The organism is Paractinoplanes polyasparticus (assembly GCF_019710575.1).
GTDB lineage: Bacteria > Actinomycetota > Actinomycetes > Mycobacteriales > Micromonosporaceae > Actinoplanes > Actinoplanes polyasparticus.
The window spans coordinates 71,813-83,349 of record NZ_JAHWFK010000011.1 but is presented as its reverse complement, the minus strand read 5'-3'; the positions used below and the strand labels follow the sequence as shown (position 1 = coordinate 83,349).

The 11,537-nt window shown below is 73.1% G+C and carries 8 protein-coding genes; 7 read left to right on the top strand and 1 reads right to left on the bottom strand.

Annotation, left to right across the window (positions count from 1 at the left end; translation table 11 throughout):
- Nucleotides 1-142: 142 nt before the first annotated feature.
- Nucleotides 143-1,669 carry an ABC transporter transmembrane domain-containing protein gene (locus KXC43_RS14275; protein ID WP_221376528.1) on the top strand — a complete coding sequence of 509 codons (1,527 nt, stop codon included), beginning with the start codon at nt 143-145 and terminating at the stop codon, nt 1,667-1,669.
- Nucleotides 1,666-3,486, top strand: a complete 1,821-nt coding sequence (locus tag KXC43_RS14270) for an ABC transporter ATP-binding protein (protein ID WP_221376527.1) — start codon at nt 1,666-1,668, stop codon at nt 3,484-3,486. The genes KXC43_RS14275 and KXC43_RS14270 overlap by 4 nt, the downstream gene beginning before the upstream one ends.
- Before the next feature lie 6 nt (nt 3,487-3,492).
- On the opposite strand, the gene KXC43_RS14265 is transcribed toward KXC43_RS14270, so the two are convergent.
- Nucleotides 3,493-5,865, bottom strand: a complete 2,373-nt coding sequence (locus tag KXC43_RS14265) for a beta-glucosidase H (protein WP_221376526.1) — start codon at nt 5,863-5,865, stop codon at nt 3,493-3,495.
- A 51-nt stretch (nt 5,866-5,916) separates the two neighbouring features.
- On the opposite strand from KXC43_RS14265, the gene KXC43_RS14260 reads away from it, so the two are divergent.
- The 5 genes from KXC43_RS14260 to KXC43_RS14240 all read left to right on the top strand — a co-directional run bounded on the left by KXC43_RS14260 (nt 5,917) and on the right by KXC43_RS14240 (nt 10,721).
- On the top strand, nt 5,917-7,308 hold the full coding sequence (locus tag KXC43_RS14260; protein ID WP_221376525.1) for a serine hydrolase domain-containing protein: 1,392 nt from the start codon (nt 5,917-5,919) through the stop codon (nt 7,306-7,308).
- A gap of 125 nt (nt 7,309-7,433) precedes the next feature.
- Nucleotides 7,434-8,507 (top strand): PhoH family protein, encoded by a 1,074-nt coding sequence (locus KXC43_RS14255; protein WP_221376524.1) that lies wholly within the window; start codon nt 7,434-7,436, stop codon nt 8,505-8,507.
- A 23-nt stretch (nt 8,508-8,530) separates the two neighbouring features.
- Entirely contained in the window at nt 8,531-9,001 is a 471-nt protein-coding gene (gene ybeY, locus KXC43_RS14250) for an rRNA maturation RNase YbeY (protein ID WP_221376523.1), read from the top strand.
- Between the two features lie 3 nt (nt 9,002-9,004).
- Nucleotides 9,005-10,381, top strand: a complete 1,377-nt coding sequence (locus tag KXC43_RS14245) for a hemolysin family protein (RefSeq protein ID WP_221376522.1) — start codon at nt 9,005-9,007, stop codon at nt 10,379-10,381.
- Complete coding sequence (locus KXC43_RS14240; protein WP_221376521.1) at nt 10,374-10,721, top strand: cytidine deaminase-like protein; 348 nt, start codon at nt 10,374-10,376, stop codon at nt 10,719-10,721. The genes KXC43_RS14245 and KXC43_RS14240 overlap by 8 nt, the downstream gene beginning before the upstream one ends.
- The last annotated feature ends 816 nt before the right edge of the window (nt 10,722-11,537 follow it).

The following is an 11,537-nucleotide window of genomic DNA, read 5'->3' as shown; positions in this document are numbered from 1 at the left end:
CGCGGTCCGGCGCGACCACGAGACGCGGCCGGACGTGACTAAGAGAAGTCGCTCGAGTGCTCTCCGGTCTTGATCTGATGAAGCAGCCGGGCCAAGGTCGATAGTCGATGACTGTCGATTACCCGCCGACCTTCCCGTGGGCATGACCCTGCTGTGGCGGACGCTGCTCCGCAACCGTGGCCGGGTCGCGTCCGGCAGCCTGCTGATCGGGCTGCACCAGGGCTGCCAGGCGGTCGTCCCGATCCTGATCGGCGTCATCGTCGACCGGGCCGTCGCGCCCGGGCACCTGGGCATGCTGGCGTTCTGGGTCAGCACCCTGGCCGCGCTGTTCCTCGTGTTGACCGTCGCCTACCGGGCGGGTACGCGGCAGCTCATGCGAGCGATCGCCGACGAGGCCCACGGGCTGCGGCTCGAGGTGGCGGCCAAGGTGCTCGACCCGCGGACGGAGGTGCGCACCGGCGACGTGCTGACCATCTCGACGACCGACGCCGACACCACGTCGTATCTGCTGGACTATCTGCCCCGGCTGTTCGGGGCGCTGGTTGCCACTGCCATCAGCGCGGTCGGGTTGTGCCTGATCTCCGTACCCCTGGGCCTGATGGTGTTGTTCGGAACCCCCGTCGTGCTGGTCGGGTTGCAGTGGGCGGCGCCTCGGATCACCCGCCGGGTCGCCGCCCGGCAGGAGGTCGCGGGACGGGCCGCATCGCTCGCCACCGACCTGGTCACCGGGCTGCGCCCGCTGCGGGGGATAGGCGCCCAGGACGCCGCCGCCCACCGCTACCGCGACGTCAGCCGCGAGTCGCTGAGCGCCACGCTGCGCGCGGCCAAGACGCTGGGCTGGTTCCAGGCCGCCTCGGACACCGTCAGCACGCTGGTGGCCTGCGGCATCGCGATCCTGGCGGGCTGGTTCGCGTTGAGCGGGCGCATCTCGGCGGGCGAACTCGTGACGGTCATCGGCCTGGCCGCCTTCCTGGGTGAGCCGTTCGCCACGCTCTCGGCCGCACCCGGCTGGTTCGCGTCGTCGCGGGCCTCGGCCGAACGGATCGAGGCGGTGCTCGACCTCTGCCCGGCCGCTCCGCCGACCGGCGCCAGCCCGGTGCCGCCGGTGGCGGGCGAGTGCGTCGGGGTGGTGGTCGAGCCGGACGCGGGGGCGCTGGTAGCGCTGCTCGACGACGGCTCCCCGGACGTGCTGGTGGCGCCCCACCTGCCCGAGCTGTTCAGCGGCACGATCCGCGAGAACCTGCTCGAACCGGCCGGCCCGGACCAGTTGGGCGAGGTGCTGCGGGCGTCGGCCGCCGACGACGTGGTGGCGGCCCACCCGGACGGGCTCGACCACGCAATCGCCGACCGGGGCGCGGCGCTCTCGGGCGGTCAGCGGCAACGACTCGCCCTGGCCCGCGCGTTGCTGGCCGGCCCGCGGCTGCTGGTGCTGCACGAGCCGACCACAGCGGTCGACGCGGTGACCGAGCACGCGATCGCCCGCGGCATCCGGGAGCTGCGCCACCGGCCCGGCTCGACGCTGGGGACGCTGCTGATCACCACCAGCCCGGCTCTGCTGGCCGTGACCGACCGGGTGATCGTGGTGCGCGGCGGCCGCGTGGTGGCGACCGGGACGCACGCCTCGCTGGCCGCGGGCGACGAGACCTACCAGGCGGTGGTGCTGCGGTGACTCACGCCCTTCCGATCGCGACCCCGCGGCAGACCTGGCTGTGGCTCTGCTCGCAGCTGCGGCTCCGCCGGCTCGAACTGGCGTTCACGGTGGCCACCGGGCTGGGCGCGGCCGCCGCCTCGGTGGTTCCGGTCACCGCGCTCGGTCACCTGGTCGATCTCGTACGGGACGGCGCCGCCTCGGCCGCCCTCGTGCCCATCGGCCTGCTCGTGGCCGGGATCGCCCTGCTCGGCGGCATCGCCGCCGGGGCCACCACCACCCTGGTCACTCGTCTCGGCGAGCGCATCCTGGCCAACCTGCGCGAGCAGACGGTCAGCGTCGCGCTGCGCCTGCCCGCCACCACGCTCGACCGGGCCGGGCGGGGCGACCTGCTGGCCCGTGTCGGAGCCGACGTGGCCGCGGTCGGCGCGGCGGCGGCCGAGGTGCTGCCGGCCGTCATCTCGGCGCTGTTCCTGGCCCTGCTCAGTGTGACCGGGATGTTCGGACTGGACTGGCGGCTGGGCCTGGCCGGGCTCGCGGCCATGCCCGCCTACCTGCTCGCGCTGCGCTGGTACCTGCCGCGGTCGGCGCCCATCTACGCCGCCGAGCGGGCCGCGGTCGGCGCCCGCTCGCAGCTGCTGATGGAGAGCCTGCAGGGGGTGCGTACGGTCCACGCGTACCGGCTCGAACGCCGCCACCTGGACGCGATCAACGACGCCTCGGCGCGCGCCCGGGATCTCTCGGTCGGAGTGTTCGCGCTGTTCACCCGGTTCGTCGGGCGGATCAACCGGGCCGAGCTGATGGGGCTGGCCACCATTCTGGTCGCCGGTTTCTGGTACGTGCGCAGTGGCTGGGTGACGGTCGGTGAGACCGCCGCGGCCGCGGTTCTGTTCCACCGCCTGTTCAACCCGGTCTCCATGATCCTGTTCACGTTCGACGAGATCCAGGCGGCCGGCGCCGGACTGGCCCGGCTGGTCGGGGTGGGCACGTTGCCGGTGGCTCCGACCGGCGTGCGCCCGCTGGCCGCCGCCGACCTGACCCTGCGCGACGTCACCTTCGGGTACGAGGAGCGGGTGCCGGTGCTGCGCGGGATCAGCCTGCGCGTGGCGCCGGGGGAGCGGGTCGCGCTGGTCGGCTCGACCGGGGCCGGCAAGACCACGGTCGCCTCGATCGCGGCCGGCGTCCTGCGCCCGCTGACGGGCACGGCCACCGCCGGTGGGGTGCCGGTCGACCAGCTCGCGCCCGGCATCGTGGCCATCATCAGTCAGGAGGTGCATGTCTTCGCCGGTCCGCTGATCGAGGACCTGCGGCTGGCCTGCCCGGGCGCGACGACCGAGGCCGCCGAGGCGGCGCTGGCGCTGGTCGGCGCGCTGGACTGGGCCCGCACGCTGCCGCAGGGCCTGGCGACCGTGGTGGGTGAGGGCGGGCACCCGCTGACCGCGGCCCAGGCGCAGCAGCTGGCGCTGGCCCGGCTGGTGCTGCTCGACCCGGCGATCGCCGTCTTGGACGAGGCCACCGCGGAGGCCGGCAGCTCGGGCGCGCGCGAACTGGAGGAGTCGGCGCTGGCGGCCACCAAGGGGCGCACCACTTTGCTGGTGGCGCACCGGCTGACCCAGGCAGCCGGGGCCGATCGCATCGTGGTGCTCGAGCACGGGGCCGTGGTCGAGGAAGGCGCCCACGACGATCTGGTGGCCGCGGGTGGGCGTTATGCGACGTTGTGGTCGGCGTGGCAGTCCCGCAACCAGCCCACTCGGCCCACCCCGCCCGACCAGGGGGCGGGCCCAAATTACACCGGGCGGGGCGGGCCGGACGGCTTGTCCACAGGGGATCTTCTGTGAGCCTGTCTACATCTTGAGGGTGGCGGTCAGGCGGGGGTCGTCCAGGGCGTGCGCGGCGATCACCCGGTATTCGCCCGGGCGGCGCTGCCAGCCACCGTCGGCCCACGTCTCGAAGGTCCGCGGCGGCAGCGGGATGCGCACGGTCACCGTCTCCTCGGGCAGCGCCTCGACGTTCGCGAAGCCGGCCAGCCAGCGTTCCGGCCGGTCGGGGTCGACCGGCGACGGCCCGACGTAGATCTGCACGACCTCGCGTCCGGCCCGTGCGCCGGTGTTGGTCAGCGTCACCACGGCCTCCGTCTCGTTGACGTTCAGCTCGTCGTACTGCCAGGACGTGTAGCCGGCGCCGTGCCCGAACGCGTACAGCGGAGCCACGCCGGAACGGAGCCAGCCGCGATAACCGACGAAGATCCCTTCCTCGTACGACACCACGCCGTCCCGTGGCTCGACCGCGAGCACCGGGCAGTCCGCCTCGAGGCGCGGCCAGGTCGTGGGCAGCCGGCCGCCGGGTTCGGTCACGCCGAGCAATACGTCGGCCAGCGCGGCGCCCGCCTCCTGCCCCGGGAACCAGGTGAGGAGCACCGCCGCGACCTCGTCGGCCCACGGCAGCAGCACCGGGGAGCCGGCGTTGACGACCACGACCGTACGGGGATTGGCCGCGGCCACCCGCGACACGAGCTCGTCCTGCCGGCCGGGCAGCGCGAGCGACGTGCGGTCGAAGCCCTCGGACTCGGTCTGCTCGGTGGTGCCGACCACGATCACGGCGACGTCCGAGCCGGCGGCCAGCCGCACCGCCTCGGCGATCAGGCCCTCGTCATCGGGGCCGGGCGGGCGGTGGCCGAGCGTGGTCGAGACCGTGTGGGCCATGCCGCGGGCGATGCTCTGCCGGATCACGACCGGGACGGGCACCCCGGCCTCCAGCGTGGCCGTGGCCCGCTGCTCGCGCGGGGAGAGCAGCAGGTCGGCCCGGGTCGCGCCCGGGGGGTGCAGCGTGCCCTCGTACAGCAGCTCATCGCCCACCCGCAGCTCGAACGTGCCGAAGCCGGAGACCGCGAAGGTGTGCTCGCCACCGGCCTCGGGCGTGAACGTCGTCTCCAGGCGGATCTCGTCGATGCCGGCCGGGTCGAGCCCGCCGGGCAGCGAGCCGATCCAGCGCACCGCGGCCGGGTCGACCACGAACGAGTAGTCGCCCATGGTGACCGTCGTGGGGGTCCAGCCGGGGCCGTGCGCGGCGGGCAGGAACGGGCGCGGGTCGGCGCCGGTCGCGTACTCGACGTCCACTCCGGACAGGCGCTCCTTGAGGCCGTCGAGCGGTGAGATCACGTGCGGCGGCGAGACCTGGGCGCTGCCGCCGCCGAGCACCCGGGCGTCGGCGGCCAGGGCGCCGATCACCGCGACCTTGGTCAGGGCGGCCGGCTCGAGGGGAAGAGCGAAGTTCTCATTGCGTACGAGGACGAACGAGCGCGCTGCCACCTCGTGCGCGATGGCGTCGCCGTCGAGGTCCTCGGGCGGCGTCACGGCCGGCCCGCCGTCGAGCACGCCGACCCGCTGGGCCAGCCGCAGCACGCGCCGCACCTTGTCGTCGACGACCTGCTCGGGCACGTCGCCGGCCCGGACGGCGGCCACCAGCTTGTCGCCCCACGGGTTCTCCAGCGCCGGCATCGCGATGTCGAGCCCGCCCAGCGCGGCGCCGACCGTCGAGCGCGCGGCCCGCCAGTCCGAGACCACGATCCCGTCGAAGCCCCACTCGCGCTTGAGGATCTCGTCCTGGATCGGCCCGTTCTGCGCCATCGACTGCCCGTTGACGCTGTTGTAGGCGCTCATCACGCCCCAGCCGCCCTCCTCGACGACGCGTTCGAACGGGGCCAGGTAGATCTCGCGCAGCGCCCGGTTGCCGATCCGGACGTCGACCTCCATGCGATCGGTCTCGAAGTCGTTGCCCACCAGGTGCTTGACCGTCGTGCCGACGCCGTGCTGCTGCACGCCCCGGACGAAGCCGACCGCGATCTCCCCGCTGAGCAGCGGGTCCTCGGAGTAGCACTCGAAGTGGCGGCCGCCCAGCGGCGTGCGCTGCAGGTTGACCGTCGGCCCCAGCAGCAGGTGCACGCCCTTGCGCCGCGACTCCTGTCCCAGCAGCTGCCCGGCCCGCTCCGCGAGCTCGACGTCCCAGGCCGCGGCCAGCGCGGTCGGGCTGGGCAGCGCGATCGACGGGTCGTCGGGCGCCCAGCCGACGCCGCGCACCCCGATCGGCCCGTCCGACATCACCAGCGAGCGCAGCCCGATCCGCTCGATCGCCGGTAGCGACCAGAAGTCCTGCCCGGCGAGCAGCGAGACCTTTTCCTCGAGGCTCAACTGTGTGAGCAGATGCTCGACATCGGTCATGGAAGCGCTCCCATCCTTCGTGCCCGTCGCTGCCACCTTAGGATCTTGGGGATGGAGAGCCATCCCCCGGTCCGCTACGAACGGGCCGTCCGCAAGGCGCAGGCTGACGGCCGCGTACCCGCCCTCGCCGTCGCTCTGCACCGCGCCGACCGCGACCCCTGGGTGCTGACTGTCGGCGATTCGGGCAACCCGGCGCACCCGCTCGGCCCCGGCACCCGGTTCCGGATCGGCTCGATCACCAAGACTTTCACGGCCGTGCTCGTCATGCAGGCCCGCGACGAAGGGCTGCTCGACCTGGACGACCCGATCGCCAAGCACCTGTCCGTGCCGGCCCACGGCGACGCGACGGTCCGGCGGCTGCTGTCGCACACGGCCGGGTTCCAGCGGGAGCCGTACGGGGACATCTGGGACACGCTGCGGGCGCCCGACGACGGCGAGGTGCTGGCCCAGCTCGACCGGGCCGAGCGGGTGCTGCCCAACGGCCGCCGCTTCCACTACTCGAACCTGGGCTTCGCGGTGCTCGGGCAGCTGGTCGCGAAGCTGCGCGGCGGCACCTGGGCCGAGGTCGTGACCGAGCGGGTGATCGAACCGCTGGGCCTGGGCGCCACGACGCTGCACCCGCCGCGAGAGGCCGCCGTCGGCTACGTCGTCGACGACTTCTCGGACGCGGCCCGCCCCGAACCGCAGACCGACCTCGGCGGCGCCGGACCGGCCGCCCAGCTCTGGAGCACCGCCGGCGACATGGCCACCTGGGGCGCGTACCTGGCCGACCCGGCGACGGTCGACCCGAACGGCAGGGTGCTGGCGACCGCGACCCTCGACGAGATGCGCTTCCCGGCCACGGTCACCCACGAGGCGTTGTGGCTGGACGGGTTCGGGCTGGGCCTGATCGTCGAGCCGCAGGGCCGCTTCGTGACGCATGTCGGGCACGACGGCGCGATGCCGGGTTTCCGCGCGGCGGCGTACGGGCGCCGGGGCGGCGACGGGCTGCCGCCCGGGCTCGGCTGCGCCGTGCTGGGCTCGTCGGGCACGGCCCGGGTGATCAACGAACTGGTGCACGACCTGCTGAAACTCGCCGTCGAGCTCGATCCGGCAGAGATCTCGCCGTGGCGGATCGCGCCGCCCGCGCCCGAGGAGTACCGGTCGATCCTCGGTCACTGGTACAGCGAGGGCACGGCGCTGGTCTTCGCGTGGCACGGCGGCGCCCTCCAGGCGCGGCTGGCCGACGGGGCCGCGGACGTCCCGCCGGCGATCTTCGAACCCCTGCCGGGACGGCCGGACGTGCTGCGGACGGTGAGCGGCCGGGAGACCGGGGAGCTGCTGCGCCTGAGCCGGGACTCCTCGGGCACGGTCGTCCGGATGCACTGGGCCACCTACCGCGTGACCCGGGTGCAGGACGGCTTCGACGGCGGGCCGGCGTCGTCCGGTGGTTTCGACGCCTGACCCGGCGATAATGGCATCGGCGCGCAGGCGGCCGAGCGGATACGATGGCACGATCCTCAGGTACGCCGTCCACCCGGGCGACGAAGAGAACGAGAGCAGGTGGCGGAGGCCCTCTGGGCCGCCCTATGACCGGTACGCCGAACCCTTCCAGCGCGGGCTCCAGTGGCGCGGCGCGGGTGCAGACCAAGATCTCGGTCAACGACCCCAAGATCATGGTGAACCTGCTGGGTGCCAAGGACGAAATCCTGCGGCTCATCGAGCGAACCCTCGCCAGCGACGTGCACGTCCGCGGCAACGAGATCACCATCACCGGTGACCCCGCCGAGAACGCCACCGCCGAGCGCCTCTTCTCCGAGCTGATCGAACTGATCGAGCGCGGCGAGACGCTCAGCGTCGACTCGGTGCGCCGCACCGCGACGATGCTCGAGGACGCAACCGCCGAGCGCCCGGCCGAGGTGCTGACGCTCAACATCCTGTCCCGTCGCGGCAAGACCATCCGACCCAAGACGCTGGGCCAGAAGCGCTACGTCGACGCCATCGACGAGAACACCATCGTCTTCGGCATCGGCCCCGCCGGCACCGGCAAGACGTACCTGGCGATGGCCAAGGCCGTCCAGGCGCTGACGGCCAAGCAGGTCAGCCGGATCATCCTCACCCGCCCCGCGGTCGAGGCCGGCGAGCGGCTGGGCTTCCTGCCCGGCACGCTCAACGAGAAGATCGACCCCTACCTGCGCCCGCTCTACGACGCGCTGCACGACATGCTCGACCCCGAGTCGATCCCGCGCCTGATGGCCGCGGGCACGATCGAGGTCGCCCCCCTGGCCTACATGCGCGGCCGTACGCTCAACGACGCGTTCATCATTCTCGACGAGGCGCAGAACACGACGCCCGAGCAGATGAAGATGTTCCTGACGCGTCTCGGGTTCGGCGCCAAGATCGTGGTCACCGGCGACGTCACGCAGGTCGACCTGCCCGGCGGCACCAGCAGTGGTCTCAAGGTCGTCCGTGAGATCCTGCAGAATGTCGAAGATGTGCACTTCGCCGAGCTGTCCAGCTCCGACGTCGTGCGCCACCGGCTCGTCGCCGAGATCGTCGACGCGTATGCGCGCTACGACGACGAGCAGGAACGCGCCACTCAATCCGTCCACGCCGTCCCCGGCCGCGCCGCCAGTGGCGGCCGCGCGGGGCGCCGGCGCTGATACCAAGGGGTAAGAGCACCACTATGTCCATCGAGATCGCCAACGAGTCGGGAGTCGAGGTCGACACCGACGCGATCCTCGCGGTGGCCCGGCACGCCCTCGACGAGATGGGGGTCAACCCCCTCGCCGAGCTGTCGATCCTGCTCGTCGACATCGACTACATGGCCGAGCTCAACCACCGCTGGATGGGCGGTGACGGCCCCACCGACGTGCTCGCGTTCCCGATGGACGAGGGCAGCGTCGACCACGGCCCCGGCGAGGCCGGCGTGGGCGAGCCGGCGCTGCTCGGCGACATCGTGCTCGCGCCCGAGGTGGCCGCGAAACAAGCCGTCGCCGCCGGGCACTCGGCCGCCGACGAGCTGCACCTGCTGACCGTGCACGGTGCCCTGCACCTGCTCGGCTACGACCACGCCGAGCCGGAGGAGGAGCGCGAGATGTTCGCCCTGCAGAACAGGCTGCTCCAGAGCTGGCGGGCCGGACGGGCCGGCGGCTGAGTCGTGGACCCCGCCCATCTGATCGCGGCCGGCTCGGCGTCGGTCGGCCTGCCCGACGTGCAACTCATCATCTTCGCGGTGCTGCTGGTGTTCCTGGCCGGCCTCGCTTCGATGGCCGACGCGGCGCTGGGCAGTGTCTCCGCGGCCCGCGCGACGGAAATGGCCCGCGAGGGCGAGCGCGGCGCCGCGGCGCTGGCCGCGGTCGCCTCCAACGTGGTGCGCCACCTCAATCTGCTGTTGCTGCTGCGACTGCTGTGTGAGCTCACCGCGACCACGCTGGTCGCGCTGGTCGCCGTCGACAGCTGGGGCATCGGCTGGACGGCGGCGCTGGTCACCGCGGGCACGATGACCGTGGTCAGCTTCGTGGTGGTCGGGGTGGCGCCGCGCACGGTGGGGCGCCAGCACGCGTACGCCGTGGGTAAGGCCGCCGCGCCGCTGGTGCGCTGGCTCGGCCGGGTGCTCAACCCGCTCGCCTCGCTGCTGATCCTGATCGGCAACGCGGTGACGCCGGGCAAGGGCTTCCCCGAGGGACCGTTCGGCAGCCAGGTCGAACTGCGGGAACTGGTCGACCTGGCGGAGCAGCGCGGCGTCGTCGAGCACGGCGAACGCGAGATGATCCACTCGGTCTTCGCGCTGGGCGACACGATCGCCCGCGAGGTGATGGTGCCCCGCACCGAGATGGTGTGGATAGAGGCCTCGAAGTCTCTGCAACAGGCGCTCTACCTGTTCCTGCGGTCGGGCTTCTCGCGCATCCCGGTGATCGGCGAGAGCGTCGACGACGTGCTCGGCGTGGTTTACCTCAAGGACGTGATCCGCCGCACCCAGAACGGCGACCCGGCGTCGACCGCGCAGGCGGTGGCCGACCTGATGCGGCCGGCGACCTTCATCCCCGAGTCCAAGCCGGTGGACGACCTGCTCTCCGAGATGCAGGCGGCCCGCACCCACCTGGTGATCGTCGTCGACGAGTACGGTGGCACAGCCGGCCTGGTCACGATCGAGGACATCCTGGAAGAGATCGTCGGCGAGATCACCGACGAGTACGACGTCGAGCGGCCCCCGGTGGAACACCTGGACGACGGCGCGGTGCGCGTCACGGCCCGGCTGCCGATCGAGGATCTGGGCGAGGAGTTCGGGGTCGAACTGCCCGCCGACGAGGTCGAGACGGTCGGCGGCCTGCTCGCCCAGACGCTGGGCCGGGTGCCGATCCCGGGCGCCACGGTCGACGTCGGCGGCCTGCACCTGGTCGCCGAGGGCACGACCGGCCGGCGCAACCGGATCGACTCGGTGCTGGTGCGCCGGGTCGAGCCGCCGGAGCCCGCCGTCGACACCCCGTCCGACAACACGACCGAGAACGAGGAGAAACAGACCGCCGATGCCTGACACGGACACCTTGAGCGCCGAGGACACCAAGCTGGTCACCCTGGCGCGCAGCGCTCGCGCCCGGGTGGGCGCGGCCGAGGGGGCGGCAGTCCGCGACCAGGACGGCCGCACCTACGCGGCGGCCACGGTGACACTGCCCAGCCTGTCGGTGACGGCGCTGCAGCTCGCGGTGGCGTCGGCGGTTGCGTCGGGCGCCAAGCTCATCGAGGCGGCGGCGGTCGTCACCGAGACGGCCGCGCTCGAGCCGGCGGGCCAGGCTGCCGTGCGTGACCTGGCGGCCGAGGCCCCCATCCACGTGGCCGACCCGACGGGCAGCCTGTGCGGCACGGTCACGGCATGAGCGACTCCGCTGCTTCTCCCGACCACAACGCCGCTTCGTCGACGCCCTCCACGCCCTCCTCGCCCGAGAGCCCGCGGGCCGGCGGGGGAGCCCGCAAGCCGCGCTCTCGTGGCGCATCGTCGGCGGCGGGTGGCGGCGGTTCGCAAGCCGCCACTTCTGTGTCCAGTGACGGCCGGGATGCCGCTTCTGCGTCGAGTGACGGCTCTTCTGGGTCGCGTGCGGGTGGGGATGGGCGTAGTGCCGGTTCTCCCCGTGCCGGTGGGGATCGCCGTGGTTCCGCTTCTGCGCGTGCGGCGGATGACGGACGCGGTGCTGCGGCACGCGTTGCCAGCGGGAAGGCGGGGCGCTCGGCGGGCACTTCGCGCTCTGTGGCGTCCCGGAATTCTGCGGCGGGTTCTTCGGGCTCGGGCGGCGGCCGGTCTGCGGGATCCTCGGCGGCGGGCGGCGGGCGGTCTGCGGGATCCTCGGCCTCGGGCGGCGGGCGGTCCACGGCGTCCGGCGGTGAGCGGCGGCTGACGGCGGGGGAGCGGAACGAGATCCGGCGTCAGGAGCGGCGGGCCGCGCGGCGGGCCGAGAGCTCGTCCGGAGGACGGCGGGAAACTCCGAGAGCCGGCGGCGAGCCGGGTCTGCGGGCGGGGGCCAGGCCGGATTGGGTGCGCGGCGAGTCGCGCGGTAACTCTGAGCGGTCTGGTTCCGGCGCGAGAGATATGGCGCGTACGTCAAAGGTGCGGGACATCACCGCCCGGGGTGACCAGCGTCCGAAGCGGGTCGGAGCTGACGGTGAGGCCCGTCCGAAGCGCGTCCCCCGGATCAACC